Origin of the sequence: Robbsia betulipollinis, from assembly GCF_026624755.1 — a bacterium.
Taxonomy (GTDB): domain Bacteria; phylum Pseudomonadota; class Gammaproteobacteria; order Burkholderiales; family Burkholderiaceae; genus Robbsia; species Robbsia betulipollinis.
Map to the genome: position 1 here is coordinate 2,160,918 of NZ_JAPMXC010000001.1, position 20,787 is coordinate 2,181,704.

The 20,787-nt window shown below is 67.8% G+C and carries 15 protein-coding genes; 12 read left to right on the forward strand and 3 right to left on the reverse strand.

The window, feature by feature from the left end:
• Positions 1-42 precede the first annotated feature (42 nt).
• Positions 43-2,208 carry a methionine--tRNA ligase gene (metG, locus tag OVY01_RS09430; RefSeq protein WP_267847191.1) on the reverse strand — a complete coding sequence of 722 codons (2,166 nt, stop codon included), beginning with the start codon at positions 2,206-2,208 and terminating at the stop codon, positions 43-45.
• Positions 2,209-2,531: 323 nt separating this feature from the next.
• The gene (locus OVY01_RS09435; RefSeq protein ID WP_267847192.1) at positions 2,532-3,185 is read right to left on the reverse strand and encodes a YiaD family glycine zipper/OmpA-like lipoprotein; all 654 of its coding nucleotides are present in this window, start codon (positions 3,183-3,185) and stop codon (positions 2,532-2,534) included.
• 342 nt (positions 3,186-3,527) lie between these two features.
• Here OVY01_RS09435 and apbC point away from each other — a divergent pair, with 342 nt between their 5' ends.
• The 6 genes from apbC to OVY01_RS09465 all read left to right on the forward strand — a co-directional run bounded on the left by apbC (position 3,528) and on the right by OVY01_RS09465 (position 12,600).
• Entirely contained in the window at positions 3,528-4,622 is a 1,095-nt protein-coding gene (gene apbC, locus OVY01_RS09440; protein WP_267847193.1) for an iron-sulfur cluster carrier protein ApbC, read from the forward strand.
• 106 nt (positions 4,623-4,728) lie between these two features.
• A complete protein-coding gene (locus tag OVY01_RS09445; RefSeq protein ID WP_267847194.1) occupies positions 4,729-5,304 on the forward strand; it encodes a superoxide dismutase family protein in 576 nt (191 codons plus the stop codon).
• A gap of 116 nt (positions 5,305-5,420) precedes the next feature.
• A complete protein-coding gene (gene dcd, locus OVY01_RS09450) occupies positions 5,421-5,990 on the forward strand; it encodes a dCTP deaminase (protein WP_267847195.1) in 570 nt (189 codons plus the stop codon).
• 34 nt (positions 5,991-6,024) lie between these two features.
• On the forward strand, positions 6,025-8,295 hold the full coding sequence (locus tag OVY01_RS09455; protein WP_267847196.1) for an arginine/lysine/ornithine decarboxylase: 2,271 nt from the start codon (positions 6,025-6,027) through the stop codon (positions 8,293-8,295).
• Between the two features lie 250 nt (positions 8,296-8,545).
• Positions 8,546-11,143 (forward strand): bifunctional lysylphosphatidylglycerol flippase/synthetase MprF, encoded by a 2,598-nt coding sequence (mprF, locus tag OVY01_RS09460; protein ID WP_267847197.1) that lies wholly within the window; start codon positions 8,546-8,548, stop codon positions 11,141-11,143.
• Positions 11,143-12,600: an AcvB/VirJ family lysyl-phosphatidylglycerol hydrolase gene (locus tag OVY01_RS09465; protein WP_267847198.1), complete on the forward strand. Its 1,458-nt coding sequence runs from the start codon at positions 11,143-11,145 to the stop codon at positions 12,598-12,600. The genes mprF and OVY01_RS09465 overlap by 1 nt, the downstream gene beginning before the upstream one ends.
• A gap of 65 nt (positions 12,601-12,665) precedes the next feature.
• On the opposite strand, the gene argH is transcribed toward OVY01_RS09465, so the two are convergent.
• Positions 12,666-14,084: an argininosuccinate lyase gene (argH, locus tag OVY01_RS09470; RefSeq protein ID WP_267847199.1), complete on the reverse strand. Its 1,419-nt coding sequence runs from the start codon at positions 14,082-14,084 to the stop codon at positions 12,666-12,668.
• A 236-nt stretch (positions 14,085-14,320) separates the two neighbouring features.
• Between argH and hemC the strand changes: the two genes are divergently transcribed.
• The 6 genes from hemC (at position 14,321) to OVY01_RS09500 (ending at position 20,710) form a co-directional block, all read left to right on the forward strand.
• Positions 14,321-15,400 carry a hydroxymethylbilane synthase gene (hemC, locus tag OVY01_RS09475; protein WP_267847200.1) on the forward strand — a complete coding sequence of 360 codons (1,080 nt, stop codon included), beginning with the start codon at positions 14,321-14,323 and terminating at the stop codon, positions 15,398-15,400.
• A gap of 5 nt (positions 15,401-15,405) precedes the next feature.
• Positions 15,406-16,470, forward strand: a complete 1,065-nt coding sequence (locus OVY01_RS09480; protein WP_267847730.1) for a uroporphyrinogen-III synthase — start codon at positions 15,406-15,408, stop codon at positions 16,468-16,470.
• Complete coding sequence (locus OVY01_RS09485) at positions 16,457-17,644, forward strand: uroporphyrinogen-III C-methyltransferase (RefSeq protein ID WP_267847201.1); 1,188 nt, start codon at positions 16,457-16,459, stop codon at positions 17,642-17,644. The genes OVY01_RS09480 and OVY01_RS09485 overlap by 14 nt, the downstream gene beginning before the upstream one ends.
• A 4-nt stretch (positions 17,645-17,648) precedes the next feature.
• Positions 17,649-18,839, forward strand: coding sequence for a heme biosynthesis protein HemY (locus OVY01_RS09490; RefSeq protein WP_267847202.1), 1,191 nt, complete (start codon positions 17,649-17,651; stop codon positions 18,837-18,839).
• 103 nt (positions 18,840-18,942) lie between these two features.
• Positions 18,943-19,470: an inorganic diphosphatase gene (ppa, locus tag OVY01_RS09495; RefSeq protein ID WP_267847203.1), complete on the forward strand. Its 528-nt coding sequence runs from the start codon at positions 18,943-18,945 to the stop codon at positions 19,468-19,470.
• A 91-nt stretch (positions 19,471-19,561) separates the two neighbouring features.
• A complete protein-coding gene (locus OVY01_RS09500; protein ID WP_267847204.1) occupies positions 19,562-20,710 on the forward strand; it encodes a GNAT family N-acetyltransferase in 1,149 nt (382 codons plus the stop codon).
• Positions 20,711-20,787: the final 77 nt, after the last annotated feature.

Here is a 20,787-nt window from a genome sequence, read left to right on the forward strand (position 1 = left end):
CCCATGCCGCCCTTCGCCGCGCGGCACGGGAGCGCGCGACGCCTAGCTGATCCGCATGCCCACCCGCGCGCCGCTGTGCGGCTCGAGCAGGTACAGGCCCGACTCGGCCTTCTCGTCTTTTGCGGAGGCCGCCAGCACCATGCCTTCGGAGATGCCGAACTTCATCTTGCGCGGCGCCAGATTGGCGACCACGACCGTCAGCCGGCCGATCAGGTCCGCGGGCCGGTAGGCCGAGCGGATGCCGGAGAAGACCGTGCGCAGGCGGCCTTCGTCGAGATCGAGGGAGAATCGCAGCAGCTTGTTCGAGCCTTCGACTTCCTGGCAGTCGACGATCTTCGCCACGCGCAGATCGATCTTCGCGAAGTCGTCGATGCCGATCTGGCCGGCGTCGGCCGCGGTCGTCGCGTCCGAAGCGGCGGCCGAACGGGCGCCTGCGCCCTTGGCGCCCGTGCCCGGCGCGGATTTATCCGTCGCGCCGGACGACGTTTTCTTCTTTTTTACGCCCGCATCCGCCGCATCCGGCGCCGCCGGCGCGAGCGAGTCGCGGTTCGCCGCGAGCAAGGCCTCGATATGCCGCGCCTCGACCCGCGACGTCAGATGCTTGTACGGCGCGATCACATGCGCCGACGACAGCGGCGTGCCGATGTCGGTCCACTTCAGCGGCGCCACGCCGAGCAGGGTCTCCACCGCCTGCGCCAGTTGCGGGACGACCGGCTTGAGCGCGATCGTGAGCAGGCGGAAGGCCTCGAGGCTCACGCTGCAGGTGGCGTGGAGCACCGCGGCGTTTTCCGCGCTGCGCGCCTGTTCCCACGGCTTGGCGGTGTCGACATAGGCGTTCACGGCGTCGGCGAGTTCCATCACCAGACGCAGGGCCCGGCTGTACTCGCGCTGCTCGTAGTGCGCGGCGACCGTGGGCACGCCCTCGCGCAGGCGCGCGAGCAGCGGGTCCGCCATCGCGGCGTCCAGCACCTTGCCGTCGAAGCGCTTGTTCAGGAAACCGGCGGTACGGCTGGCGATGTTCACGTACTTGCCCACCACGTCGCTGTTCACGCGCGCGACGAAGTCCTCGAGGTTCAGATCGATGTCCTCGATCGCGCTGTTGAGCTTGGCGGCGAAATAGTAGCGCAGCCATTCGGGATTCATGCCGGTCTCGATCACGCTGTGGGCGGTGATGAAGGTGCCGCGCGATTTCGACATCTTTTTGCCGTCGACCGTCAGGAAGCCGTGCGCGAAGACGTTGGTCGGCGTACGCAACCCGGAGAATTCGAGCATCGCCGGCCAGAACAGCGTATGAAAGCGCAGGATGTCCTTGCCGATGAAGTGGTACTGCTCGGTGGTGGTGTCGTGCCGGATCCAGTCGTCGAAGTCGAGCCCGCGCGAGGCGCAGAAGTTCTTGAAGCTCGCGTAATACCCCACCGGGGCGTCCAGCCAGACATAGAAATACTTGCCCGGCGCGTCGGGAATCTCGAAACCGAAGTAGGGCGCGTCACGCGAGATGTCCCAGTCGCCGAGTTTGTTGTCGCCATCCTCGCCCAGCCACTCGTTCATCTTGTTGGTGGCTTCGGGCTGCGCGAGCTGCGCCACCCAGCGCCGCAGGAACCCTTCGCAACGGGGATCCGACAGGCGGAAGAAGTAATGCGTGGAGGTGCGGCGCACCGGCGTCGCGCCGGAGACGACCGAGTAGGGGTCGACCAGTTCGGTCGCCTCGTAGGTCGCGCCGCAGACCTCGCAGGAGTCGCCGTACTGGTCCTTCGCGCCGCATACGGGGCAGCCGCCCTTGATGAAGCGGTCCGGCAGGAACATCTCGCGCACCGGGTCGTAGGCCTGCTCGACGTCGCGCGCCTCGATCAGTCCGGCGTCGCGCAGCGCCAGATAGATGCGGTCCGCCAGCTGCTTGTTTTCCGGCGAGTCGGTGGTGTAGTAGTGGTCGAAGGAAATGCCGAAGCTGTCGAAGTCGCGCTTGTGTTCGCCCCAGACGCGGTCGATCAGTTGCTTAGGCGTGATGCCTTCCTTCTCGGCGCTCAACATGATCGGCGTGCCGTGGGTGTCGTCCGCGCCGACGTAATAGACCTCGTGGCCATGCATGCGCAGGGTACGCACCCAGATGTCGGTCTGGATGTATTCGACCAGATGACCGATGTGGATCTGCCCATTGGCGTAGGGTAGAGCGGAGGTGACGAGGATGCGTCGCGGGACGATGGCGGACATGGGGTGCGTCTTCGGGTAGGTGCGGAATCCCCGATTCTAACAGTGCGCGACGGCGTGACGGTCGCCGCGTGGCGGTGCCGCCGCCTGGATGCCGGGGCGGGCGGGACGCGCAAAAAAAACCGGGGCGAGGCCCCGGGGCAACAACGACAAGAGGAGAATGGCGCGGCGGCGGTCAGGCACCGCCGCCCACCGTAAAGACTGACAGCGGAACGCGGACGGAGTTCTCAGATTTCTCTTAATTTTTCATCGTCGCCGGCAAGCTGTTGTTTTTTGTAGGATTTCTTGCCGGTACGGCGTAGGAAATCACGCCGAAAACCGTCCGTTCACTGTCCCGGCTGGCGCAGCGCGCGCAGGTAGATTTCGACGCGGCGGTTTTGCGAGCGGCCCAGTTCGGTCGAGTTGTCGGCGATCGGCTGGGTCTGGCCGCGTCCTTCGGCCGCCAGGCGCACGGTGGCCACGCCATGTTGCGCGAGGTAGCCGGCGACGCTCTGCGCCCGGTTTTGCGACAGGGTCTGGTTATAGGCCGGGCTGCCGGTGCTGTCGGTGTGTCCCACGACCTGGGCGACGAGTTCCGGATGCTGCGTCAGCGTCTGCGCCACCTGGTCGAGCACCGGTGCGAACGACGGCTTGATCGCATAGCTGTTCGTGTCGAAGGAGATCGCGCTGGGGATGTTGACCTTCAGCGAGCCGTCCTGCTGCTCGGTGACCTGCGTGCCGGTGCCCGCGCTGGCACCGGAGAGACGCTGCTTGATTGCGCCCCAGTTATAACCTGTGATGCCGCCGGCTGCTGCGCCCAGCGTGCCGCCGACGATCGCCCCGGTGCGGTTGCCCAGCAGCGCGCCGATGCCGGCGCCCGCGGCGGCGCCCAGGCCCGTGCCGACGGCGGCGTTGCCCTGCTGCGGGTTGTTGGCGCAACCTGCCAGCACCGTGAGGGCGAGGGTCAGCGATGCGATCTGGACAGTGGTTCTGCGTTTCATGAATGCCTCGGTTCTCGAAGTCGGAGTGGATTCCCGGGGTGGATCCCGTCGTGCGCCGTCCCCGTGCGCGGCGTTGCCGCCAGCGGGGAAGACGTCGACCTACTACAATTGCGGCGGTCGCCTCGCATTGTCGCCGACGCCTGCCCTCCGGCGATGCCGATGCCGGCGCTTGCCGACGTTTCACCGGCGGCGCGATAATGTTCGCTTCCAGGATGCATCCCGGGATGCGCCGAGGATGCATCAAGCGCGACGCGTTGGCAACGCTCGGGCGAGGTGCCGGCCGCTGCCGCAACACAATCTTGCTTATTTCGGGCGGCGTTTTCGCTGCTGCTGGAGTTTCACATGATGTCGAAAGAACAGATCGACGCGGCGGTTCGCGCGGTAATCGATCCGAACACGGGTCACAGCCTGCAGACGGGCCGCGCGGTCAAGAGCGTCGCGGTCGAAGAGGGGCGCGTCGCCGTGACGATCGAACTCGGCTACCCGGCGCGCAGCCAGTTCGCGATGATCCGCGGGCACGTCGTGGCGGCGGTACGCGCGGTGCCGGGCATCGACGCTGCCACGCCGGTCGACGTCGAGGTGGGACAGCGCATCGTGCCGCACGCGGTGCAGCGCGGCGTCAAGCTCATGCCCAATGTGAAGAACATCGTGGCGGTAGCCTCCGGCAAGGGCGGCGTGGGCAAAAGCACCACGGCCGTCAATCTGGCGCTGGCGCTGGCGGCCGAAGGCGCGTCGGTCGGCATCCTAGACGCCGATATCTACGGCCCCTCGCAGCCGATGCTGCTTGGCATCACCGGCCGGCCCGAGTCGCACGACGACAAATCGATGGAGCCGCTGGTCGGCCTGGGGCTGCAGGCGAATTCGATCGGGTTTCTGATCGAACCCGACAACCCCATGGTCTGGCGCGGCCCGATGGTGTCGTCGGCGCTCGACCAGTTGCTCAACCAGACCAACTGGCGCGAACTGGACTATCTGATCGTCGACATGCCGCCGGGCACCGGCGACATCCAGCTCACGCTGTCGCAGAAAGTACCGGTGACCGGGGCGGTGATCATCACCACGCCGCAGGACCTGGCGTTGCTCGACGCGCGCAAGGGCCTGAAAATGTTCGAGAAGGTCGGCATTCCGATCCTGGGCATCGTCGAGAACATGAGCACGCATATCTGCTCGAACTGCGGGCATGCCGAAGCGATCTTCGGCGCCGGCGGGGCCGAGAAGATATGCGCCGATTTCAAGGTCGATTTTCTCGGTGCGCTGCCGCTGGACATGGCGATCCGGCAGCAGGCGGACGCGGGGCGCCCGACGGTGGCCGCCGATCCCGACAGCCCGGTCGCCGAGATCTACCGCTCGATCGCCCGCAAGGTGGCGATCCGCATCGCCGAGAAGGCCCGCGACATGACATCGAAATTCCCGTCGATCGTCGTCCAGAACACCTGAGCGGCGCGAGGCCGGAACGCCTACCGTGCGTGGCGGGGCCCGGCGGCGGCATGCCGGAGTATGATTGGCGGAATTCGCCGCGCCACGCGCTCTGGGAGGGAGCAGTATGCAGCTTGGTAATTGGTGGGGCCGGGCAGGACGGCGTCATGCGGCAGCATGGCTGACCGGGGCCGCCTTGAGCGGTTGCGCGATCCTTGGTCCGCACGAACGGCACGCCGGGGCGATGCTGCGGCCGCTGGACGGCAGTTCGGTCGAAGGACGCGTCGCGCTGGCGGAGCGGGTCGAGGGTCTGCAACTGACCTACGATATCGTTGGCCTCGCGCCGAATACCCAGCATACCGTGGTCATCCACGCGGGCGGGGATTGTGGCGGGCAGGGCGCCCGCGACATCGGCATGCGTCTGACGGCGGGAGATGTCCTGCCGCCCGGCGCGGGGGCGCCGGCGCGCTATTCGCCGCGTCTCACCCGTATCTGGGCCGACGGCAACGGCGTGGCGATGGGCTTCTTCGTGCTGCCGGGCCTGACGCTGGACGGCGTGCGCTCGGTGGTCGGGCGCACCCTGGTGATACACAGCGGCGTCGACGAATGGGACGAAGCCGACGATGCCGCCTCGGATCCGTCCGCCTCCGCGAACGACGACCATGCGGGACGCGTGCTGGCCTGCGGCGTGATCGCGCGATGAGCGGCGCGGCGTCACCGTGGCGCGTGCGCCGCACCGGGCTCGCGATCAAGTAGAATGGCCGCTTTTCCGACGCGTTCGGCGCGGCCTGCCCGTGCAATCAGTCCCAATCAGCCCAGATGACAATCAAATCCGATAAGTGGATCCGCCGCATGGCCGAGACCCATAAGATGATCGAGCCGTTCGAGCCCGATCAGGTGCGGGTCGGCGGGGATGGCCGCAAAGTCGTCAGTTACGGCACGTCGAGCTATGGCTATGACATCCGCTGCGCCGACGAATTCAAGATTTTCACGAACATCAATTCGACTATCGTCGATCCGAAGAACTTCGACGAGAAATCCTTCGTCGACTTCAAGGGCGACGTCTGCATCATTCCGCCGAACTCCTTCGCGCTGGCGCGCACGATCGAGTATTTCCGCATCCCGCGCTCGGTCCTGACCGTGTGTCTGGGCAAGTCGACGTATGCGCGTTGCGGCATCATCGTCAACGTGACGCCGTTCGAGCCGGAATGGGAAGGGTATGTCACCCTCGAATTTTCGAACACGACGCCGCTGCCCGCGAAGATCTACGCGAACGAAGGCGTCGCGCAGGTGCTGTTTTTCGAGAGCGACGAGGTCTGCGACGTGTCCTACCGCGACCGGGGCGGCAAATACCAGGGGCAGCACGGCGTGACTCTGCCGCGGGCCTGAGCCCCGGCGTGCCGCACTGCTTGGAGATATCCAGATGAAATTCCGTTTTCCCGTCGTCATCATCGACGAGGATTTCCGTTCCGAGAACATTTCCGGTTCCGGCATTCGTGCGCTTGCCGAGGCGATCGAAGGCGAGGGCATGGAGGTGCTCGGCTTTACCAGCTACGGCGACCTGACGTCGTTCGCCCAACAGGCGAGCCGCGCCTCGTGCTTCATCCTGTCGATCGACGACGACGAGTTCGGTCTGGCCGACGGCGTGGAGGACACCGGCGAGCTGGCGCACGCGATCGTCGCGCTGCGCGCGTTCATCGCGGCGGTGCGCCGCCGCAACGCCGATCTGCCGATCTTCCTGTACGGCGAGACGCGCACTTCCCGGCATATCCCGAACGACGTGCTGCGTGAGCTGCATGGCTTCATCCACATGTTCGAGGACACGCCGGAGTTCGTCGCGCGGCACATCATCCGCGAGGCGCGCACCTATCTCGACTCGCTCGCGCCGCCGTTCTTCCGGGCGCTGACCCACTACGCGGCCGACGGCTCCTATTCGTGGCATTGCCCGGGACACTCGGGCGGCGTCGCGTTCCTGAAAAGCCCGCTGGGCCAGATGTTCCATCAGTTCTTCGGCGAGAACATGCTGCGCGCCGACGTCTGCAACGCGGTCGATGAACTCGGCCAGTTGCTCGACCATACCGGCCCCGTCGCGAAATCGGAGCAGAACGCGGCGCGGATCTTCTCCGCCGACCATCTGTTCTTTGTGACCAACGGCACGTCGACGTCGAACAAGATCGTCTGGCACGCCACGGTGGCGCCGGGCGACATCGTGCTGGTCGACCGCAACTGTCACAAGTCGATCCTGCACGCGATCACCATGACCGGCGCGATTCCGGTCTTCCTGACGCCCACGCGCAACCACTACGGCCTGATCGGCCCGATCCCGCTCGACGCCTTCCGCCCGGAAAACATCCGCCGCAAGATCGCGGCGAACCCGTTCGCGCGCGAGGTGCTGGAGAAGAATCCGAACGTCAAACCCCGCATCCTGACCATCACGCAGAGTACCTACGACGGCGTGGTCTACAACGTCGAGATGATCAAGGACCTGCTGGGCGACATGCTCGACACCCTGCATTTCGACGAAGCCTGGCTGCCGCACGCGGAATTCCACTCCTTTTACCGCGACATGCACGCCATCGGCGCGGACCGCCCGCGCACCCGCGCGCTGGTGTTCGCCACGCACTCGACGCACAAGCTGCTGGCAGGCATCTCGCAGGCGTCGCAGATCCTCGTGCAGGATTCGGAGGACGGCATCTTCGACAAGCATCGCTTCAACGAAGCGTACCTGATGCATACGTCGACCAGTCCGCAGTATGCGATCATCGCGTCGTGCGACGTCGCCGCGGCGATGATGGAGGCGCCGGGCGGACCCGCGCTGGTCGAGGAATCGATCGCCGAGGCGCTCGATTTCCGCCGCGCGATGCGCAAGGTCGGCGCCGATTACGGCGAGGACTGGTGGTTCTCGGTCTGGGGACCGGAAACCTTCGCCGAGGAAGGCATCGGCGATCGCGAGGACTGGATCCTGAAACCGAACGACCGCTGGCACGGCTTCGGCGACCTGGCGCCGGGCTTCAACATGCTCGACCCGATCAAGGCGACGATCATCACGCCGGGGCTCGATGTCGACGGCGAGTTCGGCGAAAGCGGCATTCCGGCGGCGATCGTCACGAAATACCTGGCCGAGCACGGCATCATCGTCGAGAAGACCGGCCTGTATTCGTTTTTCATCATGTTCACGATCGGCATCACCAAGGGCCGCTGGAACAGCATGGTCACCGAACTGCAGCAGTTCAAGGACGACTACGACGCGAACCAGCCGCTGTGGCGCGTGCTGCCGGAATTCTCGGCGCAGTTCCCGCAATACGAGCGCACCGGCTTGCGCGATCTGTGCAACCAGATCCACAGCGTCTACCGCGCCAACGACGTGGCCCGCGTGACCACCGAGATGTACCTGTCGGACATGGAACCGGCGATGAAACCGACCGACGCGTTCGCCAAGCTCGCGCACCGGGAGATCGACCGGGTGCCGATCGACGAACTCGACGGCCGGGTCACCAGCGTGCTGCTCACGCCGTATCCGCCGGGCATTCCGCTGCTGGTACCGGGCGAGCGCTTCAACCCGATCATCCTGCAGTACCTGCGGTTCGCGCGCGACTTCAACCAGCGCTTCCCGGGCTTCCATACCGATATCCACGGTCTGGTGGGCGAATTGGTGAACGGCAAGATCGAGTACTTCGTCGACTGCGTGCGTTGACCCGAGCGGTTCCGGCGGCTTTCTTGCCGCCACCTTACCGGTTTCTTGCAATTATCTTGTAACATCGCGCCCCCGGCGGTCAACGCTCGCGGGGCGCGTCGCGTTTACCGGGTACGCCAGCGCGGTGACGCGTGCGATCGCCTGTACAGTTTCCGTCGCGGCGTGCCGTTATACGGGGCGGCAGGCGTGATTGCACGCAGGACGCGAGGCTTTACACGCGGCACATGACGGAACAACGCACAGTACATCGATGAAGCCCCCCCTTGAGAATCTTTTGCCCGCTGAAGCGCGATTGCGCCGTTTGCTGCCGCTGGCCCGCCGCTTCGCCGCGCCCCTGATCGCATTATTGATCTGCGCTTTGCTGATGCTGGTGTTCCAGCGTGTGTCCCGGCATTTCGATTACCACTCGGTCGTGCATACCCTGCGCGGTCTGTCGCCCGGCATCTGGGCGGCGTCGCTGGGCGCGACCGCGCTCAGCTACGTGGCGCTGGTGGCACGCGATGCGATCGGTCTTCGATATGTCGGCGAGACCGTGCCGCGCCCGGCGCTGTGGATCGGCGCCACCGTCGGCTCGGCGCTGGGCAATGCAACGGGCTTTGGCGCGTTGACGGGTGGGGCGGTGCGCTGTCGCGTCTATGGCACGGTGGGCGTGCAGGCCGCGCAGGTCGGCCGCCTGACGGCGTTCACCAGCGTGACGCTGGCCTTGTCGCTGGCGGTGATGACGGGCGTCGGCATGCTGGGCTGCGCCGCCACGCTGAGCCCGATGTTCCGGCTGCCCGCGGGTGTGCTGCAGACCCTCGGCGGCGTGATCGTCGCCGCGTTCGCCGTCCTGCTGCTGGTGTGCGGGGCGCGGCCGCGCACGCTCGCCCTGCGGCGGCTGCCCTGGCTGGCGGCGCTGGATCTGACGGTGCCGAGCCGCAATGTGCTGCTGTGCGAGATGCTGTATTCGGTCGCCGACGTGGTGGCGGCCGGGCTGGCGCTGTGGGTGATCCTGCCGCACGGCGGCATTCATTTCACCAGTTTCATCGCCATCTATGCCGCTGCGCTGCTGCTTGGCATGATCGGCCATACGCCGGGCGGGCTGGGCATCTTCGAGGCGGCCATGGTGTTCGCCCTGGGGCGCAGCGTGTCGACGCCGGAAACGGTCGCGGCGCTGCTCGCCTACCGGGCGATCTACTTCGTCGTGCCGCTGGTGTTTTCCGCGGGCCTGCTCGCTGCGTTCGAAGGCCGCCTGCTGTCCGCGCGGTTCGCTTTCGTCAGCCCGCAGCGCATCGGCTGGCTCGCGCCGCTGTTCCTCGGCATCGTCACTTTCGCCGTGGGCAGCATGCTGGTGATTTCCGGCGCGCTGCCGGCCTACCGGATCCGCCTGCTGACGCTCAGCGACATCCTGCCTTTGTGGGTGCTGGAGAGTTCGCAACTGCTGGCCAGCGTCCTGGGCGTGCTGCTGCTGTTCGTCGCGCGCGGCCTGGTGCGCCGGCTCGACGCCGCCTGGTGGGTGGCGACGGTGCTGGTGGCGGTCAACCTCGCGCTGGCGCTGGCCAAGGGCCTTGCCTTCGTCGAGGCGGCGGTGCTCGCGGTGTTGCTGGTGTTGCTGATCGCGACGCGCCGGCAGTTCAACCGCTCGTCGTCGCTGTTCGCGGAGCGCTTTACGGCGGGCTGGCTGGTCTCCGTCGGCATCGTCGTCGGCCTGGCCGTCTGGATCATGTTCTTCGCGTTTCGCGACGTCGCCTACACGGGCCAGCTCTGGTGGGGCTTCGCGTTCGACGAGCGCGCGCCGCGTGCGTTGCGCGCCACGGTCAGCGCCGGCGTCTGCGCCGCGGCGATCGCCGTCTGGCAACTGCTGCGCCCCGCCGCGGGCCGTTTCGTCACCCCGCCGGCCGCCGATCTGGACGAAGCCTTTCGCATCGTGCGGGCGCAGGAGCGCAGCGACGCCGGCCTGGCGATGATGGGCGACAAGAGCTTCCTGTTCTCCGCCTCGCGGCAATCCTTTCTGATGTACGCAAAGCGCGGCCGGACCTGGGCGGCGCTGCACGACCCGGTGGGGCCGCGCGAGGAGTGGGCCGGCCTGATCCGCGATTTCGTGCTGCTCGCGCATGCGCACGGCGGCCGCGCCGCCTTCTACCAGGTGCGGGCCGACGCATTGCCGCTGTACCTGGATTCCGGTCTGACCCTGATGAAACTGGGCGAGGAAGCGCAGATTCCGCTCAAGGAATTCAGCATGGCCGGTCCGCACCGCGCGAACCTGCGCTATGCGCTCAAGCGCGGCGAGAAGGATGGCCTGAGCGTGAAGGTCGTGCCGGCCAGCGATATCCCCGCCTTCCTGCCGACGTTGCGCCGGGTGTCGAACGCCTGGCTCGACAGTCGCTCCGCCAAGGAAAAGAGCTTTTCGGTCGCGGCCTTCAAGCCGGACTACCTGATCGCGCAGTCGGTCATGGTGGTTTATCAGAACCAGGTCGCGGTCGCGTTCGCCACCTTCATGACCACCGACCTGAACACCGAGGCGACCATCGGCGTGATGCGCCACGTGCCCGAGGCGTCGGCCTACACGATGGAATACCTCTTCACCACGCTGGCGCTGCACTTGAAGGAGGCGGGGTTCGGCAAGCTGAGCCTGGGCATGTCGCCGCTCTCGGGAATGCAGCCCGGGCCGCTCGCGTCGCCCTGGTACCGGCTCGCGAGCCTGACCTGGAAGTTCGGCGGGCGTTTCTACAATTTTCGCGGCCTGCGGGCGTTCAAGAACAAGTTTCAGCCGCGCTGGGAGCCGCGTTATCTGGCGGCCTCCGGTTCGGTCGGGGTGCTCTTCACGTTGGCCGATCTCTCATTGCTGGCAGGAGGCTGGCGTTCATGATGGCGATCTTCAAAAATATGCTTTCGACGGGGCGGGCCGGCCTGACGGCGAGTCTGACAACGCGTCTGATGGGACTTTCACTGCTGGCGGGCATGGTGCCGGCGGCGCACGCGACGGGCGTCACGACGACCCTCGACGGCCGTTTGTACGGCGACGTCGTGGTCGCGCAGCCCGTGGGCCCGATGCGGGCGTTCGTCGTCCTGTACTCGGGCGGCGACGGCTGGCAGCGCGGGGACCAGGACGCCGCCGAACTGCTGGCGCGCAACGGCGCGCTGGTGGTGGGCGTCAACACCCCGCGCTATGCGGCGAAGCTCGCGGCCACGCAGGAGAACAAGCTCGGTTGTCATTATCTGGTCGACGATGCCGAGGCGATCAGTCATCAATTGCAGCGCGAAGCGCATTCGACCCGTTACTTCCTGCCGATTCTCGCGGGGGTGGGGCAGGGCGGCCTGCTGGCGGAGCGCTCGCTGGCGCGGGCACCGGCGAATACCTTGTCGGGCGCGATCGTGCTGAACGCGGAGACGCAGCTCGATGCACGTTTCAACCCTTGCGTGCCGGATCCGACGATCACCCACGTCAAGGGGTTCCCCGGCTTTATCGAGACAGGCGTGATCGCGGGGGCCGGCGGTACGGGCCCGGCGAACAAAGCGGGGACGGTGTCCTCGAACGTGCCCTTGAATGCGGCGGTGAGTGCGGCGCTGAACGGGGCGCCCGCGCCGCGCCAGTTCACGAAGGACACCACCGAGGCCCAGGCGTTGCTGACCCTGCTCAAGCCGCATCTCTCGGCGCCGGGCGCACATGACGAGGAGGACCTGTCGGATCTGCCGTTGATCGAATTGCCGGCCGCGCAGCCAAGCGACATGCTCGCCATCGTCATTTCGGGCGACGGTGGCTGGCGCGATCTCGACAAGACGATCGCCGAATCCCTGCAGCGCGAGGGCATTCCGGTGGTCGGCATCGACGCACTGCGTTACTTCTGGAGCGCGAAGACGCCCGAGCAGACCAGCCACGACGTCGCCCGCGTGATCCAGGTCTACGGGGCGCGCTGGCATACGCGGCATATCGCGCTGGTGGGTTATTCGTTCGGCGCGAGCGTGATGCCCTTCGTCTATGACCGCCTGCCCGCGCCGATGCGCGCCGAGGTGTCGCAGCTCTCGTTGCTGGGTTTCGGGCCGATGGCCGACTTTCAGATCCGGGTGACCGGCTGGCTGGGCCTGCCGGCGAGCGACAAGGCCTTGCCGGTGCTGCCGGAAACCGCTCACGTACCGACGGCGCTGCTGCAGTGTTTCTACGGTGCGGAAGAGACGGAAACCGCCTGTCCCGACCTCGCGAAGCGCGGCGCGACCGTCGTCAAGACCACGGGCGGCCATCACTTCGGCCATGACTACGACGAGCTGGCGCGGGAGATCGTGACGCGCTGGCGCGCGCAGATCGGCACGCCGGCGGCAGGGCACTAGGCGGCGCGGAGGAACGGCGGGCGTCGCCCCGCCGCAGCCGCCGCAGCCGCAGCCGCAGCCGCGGGCTAGCCTGCCTCGGCCGCCAGCGCGGCACGCGCGGCGTCCACCGCGGCGCGCACCTGATCGGGCGCGGTGCCGCCCGGATGGTTGCGCGACGCGACCGAGCCTTCGAGCGTCAGGTAGTCGGCCACGTCGTCGCCCAGCAGCGGCGCGACGGCGGGCAACTCGGCGCGCAGCGCGTCGAGCGACAGGTCGCCCAGGTCGCAACCCCGGTCGACGCAGATGCGCACGGCATGCGCGACTGCTTCGTGCGCATCGCGAAACGCCAGGCCGCGCTTGACCAGATAGTCGGCGAGATCGGTCGCGGTCGAGAAACCCTGCGCGGCGGCGTGCCGCATCGCATCGGCCTTGACCGTGATGCCGGCGCTCATTTCCGCGAAGATGCGCAGCGTGTCGACGACCGTGTCGACCGTGTCGAACAAGGGTTCCTTGTCCTCCTGGTTGTCCTTGTTGTACGCGAGCGGCTGACCCTTCATCAGCATCAACAGACCCATCAGGTGCCCGGCGACGCGGCCGGCCTTGCCGCGCGCGAGTTCCGGCACGTCCGGGTTCTTCTTCTGCGGCATGATCGACGAGCCGGTGCAGAACCGGTCGGCCAGATCGATGAAGCCGATGCGCGGGCTGATCCACAGCACCAGTTCCTCGGAGAAGCGCGAGACGTGCGTCATGATCAGCGCCGCGGCGGCGGTGAATTCGATCGCGAAGTCCCGGTCCGAGACCGCGTCGAGCGAGTTCGCGCAGATGCCGTCGAAGCCGAGGGTGCGGGCGACCGCGTGCCGGTCGATCGGATAGCTGGTGCCGGCCAGCGCGGCGGCGCCCAGCGGCAGGCGGTTCACGCGCTTGCGGCAGTCGCGCAGTCGTTCCGCGTCGCGGCTGAACATTTCGACATAGGCGAGCAGGTGATGGCCGAAGGTGACCGGCTGCGCGACCTGCAGGTGCGTGAAGCCGGGCATGATGGTGCCGGCATGCTGGGCGGCGAGGTCGATCAGCGCGCTGCGCAGCCCGGCCAGCAGGTCCACGATCCGGTCGATCTCGCCGCGCAGCCAGAGGCGGATGTCGGTGGCGACCTGGTCGTTGCGCGAGCGGCCGGTATGCAGGCGCTTGCCCGACATGCCGATCAGCGCGGTCAGGCGCGCCTCGATGTTCAGATGGACGTCCTCGAGATCGAGCTGCCAGACGAATTCGCCGCGCTCGATCTCGCCGCGGATCTGCGCCATCCCGCTTTCGATCGCGGCGAGGTCCTCGTGCGCGATGATGCCCTGCGCGGCAAGCATCTGCGCATGCGCCAGCGAGCCTGCGATGTCGACCAGCGCCAGGCGCTTGTCGAAAAAGACCGACGAGGTATAGCGCTTGACCAGATCGGACATCGGCTCGGAGAAGCGTGCGGACCAGGCTTCGGCTTTCTTGGAAAATTGGGACGTCATGAGGGCGCGTGCAAGCGGGTTCGAGTAAGGGAGGACGAGGCGGCGGACCAGGCGGACCAGGCGGAATTATAGCAACTGCGCCGCGCGGCACGCGCGCCGCATGGCGAGCGCGCCGGGAGGCGGGCCGGGAAGCGGGCCGGGAAGCGGGCCGGACCGCCACGGTCCATGAAAAAGCCGCATGCTAACATTCGGCATTCCGCGGCCTGTCGCGCCGGGCGTTACCCGTTGCTCATTCGATGACTATTCCGACCGCTTTCGATGGCGCTGCCGTGCCACCCTCGGCTCACCTCGCCGCCCAGCCACCGGCCCGATTGGTGATCGCCTCGCGCGAGAGCCGTCTCGCGATGTGGCAGGCCGAACACGTGCAGGCGGCGTTGCGGCGCCTCTATCCCGCGTGCGACGTGCAGATCCTGGGCATGACCACGCGGGGCGACCAGATTCTCGACCGCACCCTGTCGAAGGTGGGCGGCAAGGGCCTGTTCGTGAAGGAACTGGAGAACGCACTGGCCGAGGGTCGCGCGGACCTCGCGGTGCACTCGCTGAAAGACGTGCCGATGGTGCTGCCGGAGGGCTTTCTGCTGAGCACCATCCTCGAGCGCGAGGATCCGCGCGATGCGCTGGTCGCGGCGGCCGGCGCGACGCTGGATTCGCTCGATGCGCTGCCGCCCGGCGCCGTCGTCGGCACCTCCAGCCTGCGACGCGAGGCGATGATCCGCGCCCGTTACCCGCATCTGCAGGTCAACAGCCTGCGCGGCAACCTCGACACGCGCCTGGGCAAGCTCGACCGCGGCGACTACGCGGCGATCATCCTGGCCGCAGCCGGTCTCAAGCGCCTGGGACTGGGGCACCGGATCAGCGCGTTGATCGACGAGGACACCAGCCTGCCGGCGGCGGGCCAGGGCGCGCTCGGCATCGAGATCTCCGCTTCGCGCGCGGAGCTGGCGCACTGGCTCGCGCCGCTGCACCACACGGCCAGCGCCCATGCGGTGGAGGCCGAGCGGATGGTGTCGCGGCTGCTGGGCGGCAGTTGCGAGGTGCCGATCGCCGCGTTCGCGCGCTGGGACGCGGACGGCGCGACATTGCGCATGCGCGCGCGCGTCTCGACGCCGGATGGCGCCCGGGTGCTCGAAGCGCATGTCGAGGGGGCACCCCGGGACACGCTGGCGGCGGAAGCGATGGGCCGGCAAGTCGGCGAGGCCTTGGTCGCCCAGGGCGCGCAGGCGATCGTCGATGCGCTGACGACGGCCGGCGAACGCAGCGACGGTGCGGCCGGCGCCGGCCGCGGGCCCACCGATTCCTCTTCGCCGCTGGCTTGAACCACGTGATGCCGGAGCGCGCGCCCGCCCGCCGATCGCCTTTGGGCGTGGTGCTGACGCGTCCGGCCGGGCAATCGGCGCCGCTCGCTGCGGCACTGGCCCGCCTCGCGCCGTCGCGCATCCGGACCATCGATTTTCCGCTCATCGAGATTCGCGCCAGCGCGGACCCCGGTGCGCTCGATACCGCGCTGCGCCGGCTGGCGCGCTTCGCGCTGGTGTTTTTCGTCTCGCCCAACGCCATCGAGCAGGCGTTTGCCCGCGGCGCGGCGCTGGGAATCGACGTCGCCGCGGCGCTGGGCCGGAACGGGGACCAGGACCGTGATCGGAAACGGAAACCGGGTCCCGGGCCGGGCCGGGGCGTGCTGATCGCGGCGGTGGGCCCGGGCAGCGTGCAGGCGCTGGCCGCGCACGGCGTGCGGCCCGGCACGCATCGGCTGCTGGCGCCGGCGGGCGCGCTCGAGGCGGCAGCCATGCTCGAGGCGGCGGGCGGGCTGGAAGCCGGACCCGATCCCGACGCGATGCACGCGGACGCGGACGCGGACGCGCAGCGTCGTCAGGCGCAGGCCGAAGCGATTCGTTACGATTCCGAGGCGCTGCTCGACGCGCTGGCGCGCAGCGGCGAGCGCCCGGCGCTGGCGGGTGGCGAGGCGCTGATCGTACGCGGCGACGGCGGCCGCGAGCTGTTCGCCGACGCGCTGCGCGACGCCGGCATGACCGTGCACGCGGTGACGGCGTATGAGCGGCACGTGCCCGCGCCGAGCGCGGCCGTGTGGCAACCGATCTGCCGCCTGCTGGAAGAGGACCTGCCGCATGTCTGGGTCCTGAGCAGTTCCGAAGGCGTGCGCAACCTCGACCTGCTGGCGCGCGCGCATTTCGCGGGCAGCGGGGACGCCCGCCACGCGGCGCTCAAGCACGCGCGGGTGATCGTCCCGCACCCGCGGATCGCCGCCGCGGCGAGCCGGGCGGGTTTTGATACGATAACGCACGCTGGCGCCGGCGACGCCAATCTCCTCCGCGCAATTCTCGCGGCATCCGACCCTATCGCACACGACGAGCATGACAGACGCTAACGATTCACGAACTGAACCGGACGCCCAGCGCGGAGCGAACCCGTATGCCAAGGAAATACTCGGCGAGCGCTCGCGTGCGTCGACGAGCACGGCCGCCGGCGCCTCGTCCCGTCCTTCCCGGGCCGCGCCGCGCCGCGTGCCGTTCAACGCCATCGCGCTCTGGATCGCGCTGCTGCTGCTCGTCGGCGCGGCGCTCGCGGGCGCCTATCTGTTGAATCAGCGTTTCGAACGGGCGCTCGGCGCGCTGGGCGAGCGCACGACGCGCAGCGATGCCGCGCTCGCCGACACGCGTGCGAAGAGCGAGCAGGCGCTCGCGGCGTCGCGTCAGCTCGATGGCCAGGTGGCTGCGCTGTCCGGCCGCCTGGGTGATGCGCAAACGCAGCAGCAGGCGCTCGAACAGCTCTACCAGGATCTCGCGCGCAATCGCGACGACTGGGTGATGACGGACGCCGAACAGACGCTGTCCACCGCCAATCAGCAATTGCAGCTCACCGGCAACGTGCAACTGGCGCTGTTCGCGCTGCAAAATGCCGATGCGCAACTGGCCAGCACCGACGGGCCGCAGGTCCTGGTGATCCGCCGCGCCATCGCCGCCGACACCGACAAGCTCAAGGCGCTGCCGGTCATCGACGTGCCGGGTCTCGCGTTGCGGCTCGACCAGGCCATCGCCCAGATAGACAGCCTGCCGCTCACGGGCGATGTGCCGGCCGCCGCGGCGAATGCCGGTGCCGCTGCCGGTGATGCGACGCCAGGCGCGTCCGCGTCGGGCGTGCGCGCGTCGCCGTTGACGGGGCTTTTCTGGAAGCAGTGGTGGCTGCGTGTCTCGCACGGTTTCGGCGCCAGCGCATCGCATCTGATCCAGGTGCGCCGTATCGACCCGGGCAGCGCCGACGCGATGCTCGTCGCGCCCGCGCAGGCGCAATACCTGCGCGAGAACGTCAAGCTGCGGCTGCTGTCGGCGCGCCTGTCGCTGCTCGCGCGCGACGAGAAGACGCTGCGCGCCGATCTTGCCGCGGCCGACGATGCGCTTGCCCGGTATTTCGATTCGTCGTCCCGCGCCATCGGCGTGGTGCGCGGCACGATCGCCGACATCCAGCGCACCGCCCAGCAGGTGACGGTGCCGACCCTCGACGCCAGCCTGCAGGCGCTGCGTCAGTACAAGTCGCGAGGGTGAACCGATGACGATCAAGGGTCTTCTCTGGATCGCGGCGCTATTCGTGTTCGCGGTCGCCCTCGCGCTGGCGGGGCGTTTCGAACAGGGTCATGTGATCCTGATCTATGCGCCGTACCGCGTTGACATGTCCCTGCATGCGCTGGTCGGCCTGATCATCGTGGCCTTCGTTCTGACGTATGTGCTGATCCGCGTATTCCGGAGCATCGTCCGAATGCCGTCGCGCGTGTCCGGCTACCGCGCGCGCGCGCGCGCCGGCAAGGCGCAGGCGGCGCTGCGCGATGCACTCGGCAATCTGTACGCGGGACGGTTCTCGCGCGCCGAGAAAGCCGCGCGCGTGGCCGCCACGTTGCCGGAGAACCGCGACGGCGCCGGACTGATCGGCGCGCTCGCCGCGCACCGCATGCGCGAGAGCGAACGCCGCGATACCTGGCTCGACGGCGTCACCGCGCCGCAATGGCAGGACGCCAAGCTGATGACGCTCGCGGAAATGCAGGTCGATGCGCACGATCCGCAAGCGGCCCTCGCGGCGTTGAACCTCCTGGAGGATCAGGGCGCGAAACGCCTGCGCGCGCAGCAGATCGGCCTGCGCGCGCACAAGGCGTTGCAGAACTGGGGCGAGGTGCTGCGCCTTGTCAGGGCGCTGGCCAAGCGCGAGGCGATCCACCCGGCAACCGCCGCGCACCTGGAGCGGCAGGCGGCCGAGCACCTGCTGCGCGAGCGTCGCCACGACGGCGACGCGCTGACGAGCTGTTGGCAGGCTCTGCCCGAAGCGACGCGGCTCGCGCCGCGGATCGCGGATCTGTGCGCGGAGCTGCTGCTCGCGCTCGACCGGGCGGCCGATGCAAGGCGCATCGTCGAGACCGCGCTGGCGGCCGAGTGGGACGCGCGCCTGGTGCGCCGCTTCGGTGGCTGCGGCGGCACGGACCCGCTACCGCTGATCCAGCGCGCGGAGACCTGGCAGGGCGCGCATCCCGAAGACGCGGATCTGTGCTTCGCGCTGGGCCGCCTGTGCGTGCAGCAACGCTTGTGGGGCAAAGCACAGTCTTTCCTCGAGGCCGCGCTCAGACTCGCGCAGGACGACACGCTGAAGGTCCGCACCCATCGCGCACTGGCGCGAATGCACGAAACGCTCGGCAACCTGAACGAAGCCAATGTGCACTATCGCGCGAGCGCGATGGCGGTGAACCTGAATTGACGAAACCGGTGCGCCGCACCCCTCCGTGCGGCGCATGCCCCATTGCACCACCTTGTTGCATCACCCTGTCGCGTATCCCTTCACGACTTTTCGAGAGAACACCATGAGCTTCAATAACGTACCCGCCGGCAAGGACATTCCGAACGACTTCAACGTCATCATCGAGATCCCGGCGCAGAGCGACCCGGTCAAGTACGAGGCGGACAAGGACCTGGGCCTTCTGGTCGTCGACCGCTTCATCGGCACCGGCATGCGTTACCCGGCGAACTACGGCTTCATTCCGCAGACGCTCGCCGGCGACGGCGACCCGGTCGACGTACTGGTGATCACGCCGTTTCCGCTGCTGGCCGGCTCGGTGGTGCGCGCGCGCACCGTCGGCATGCTGCAGATGACCGATGAATCGGGCGTCGATGCGAAGCTGATCGCCGTGGCCGCCGACAAGATCTGCCCGGCCACCGCGCACATCAAGTCGATCGACGACGTGCCGGCGGACCTGAAGGACCAGATCAAGCATTTCTTCGAGAACTACAAGGCGCTCGAGAAGGGCAAGTGGGTCAAGGTCGAAGGCTGGCAGGGCATCGAAGCCGCGCAAAAGGAAATCACCGACGGCGTCGCGGCCTTCGGCAAGTAAGCGGGCGCCGGCGGCACGGCGCCACTTGCGGCAGAATGGACGTAAGACCTGTCGCCCAGCGCGACGCTCCCCCCTGCCCATCCGAGGTGCCGTGAGCGATACCGAGATCCATGTAGTCGATTCCATCGCCGACGTCGATGCCGCCCAATGGAACGCCCTGGCCGGGCAGAACCCGTTCGTCCAGCATGCCTTTCTCGCGGCGCTGCACGCCACGGGCTGCGCCGCGGCGAAAACCGGCTGGCGGCCCCATTATCTGCTGATGCGTCGCGACGGCGTGCTGGCCGGCGCAATGCCGCTGTACCTCAAATCCCATTCGCGCGGCGAATACGTCTTCGACCACAGCTGGGCCGACGCCTTTCAGCGGCACGGCATCGACTACTACCCGAAGCTGCTCGGCGCCGTGCCGTTCACCCCGGTGACCGGGCCGCGCCTGCTCGCCGCCGAGCACGACGACCGGGTGCTGCTCGCGCGCGCGGCGATCCAGCTCGCGCGGCAGCTGGAGGTCTCCTCGCTGCATGTGCTGTTTCCCACGGAGCAGGACATCGCGGCGATGAGCGAGGCGGGTTACATGCTGCGCGAAGGCGTCCAGTTCCACTGGCAAAACGACGGCTACGCGAGCTTCGACGCCTTCCTGGCGACGATGAACCAGCAAAAGCGCAAGAAGGTCAAACAGGACCGCCGGCATGTCCGGGACGCCGGCATCACGTTCCGTCACCTGCGCGGCGCCGAGGTCGACGCGGATGCGCTCGATTTCTTCTACGGCTGCTATGAAAATACCTATGCCGAGCACTGGAATCCGCCCTATCTGAGCCGCGCATTTTTCCAGCGGCTGCACGACCATCAGCCGGACAGCATCCTGCTGGTGATTGCCGAACGCGACGGGCAGAACATCGCGTGCGCACTCGACGTGATCGGCGGCGACGTCATGTACGGGCGCTACTGGGGCACGCGGGAATTCGTCTCGGGACTGCATTTCGAAACCTGCTATATGCAAGGAATCGACTACTGCATCGCGCATGGGCTGACGTCGTTCGAAGGCGGCGCGCAGGGGGTGCACAAGATGTCGCGCGGCCTGCTGCCCACACCGACCTGGTCCGCGCACTGGATTGCCGACGCGCGCTTCGCGAACGCGATCGGCGAGTTCCTGGACGCGGAGACCTCCGCGATGGACCGGCACATCGAGGAGCTGGAAGCGCATACCCCGTTCAAGAAAGCGGGCGGCCCGCCTGCCGAAGCCTGAGCGTCGCGCATCGCCAGCGGCCGGGGCCACGCGCTGCGGTTCGCGCGCTGCCAGCCACGCGCTGCCAGCCGCGCATG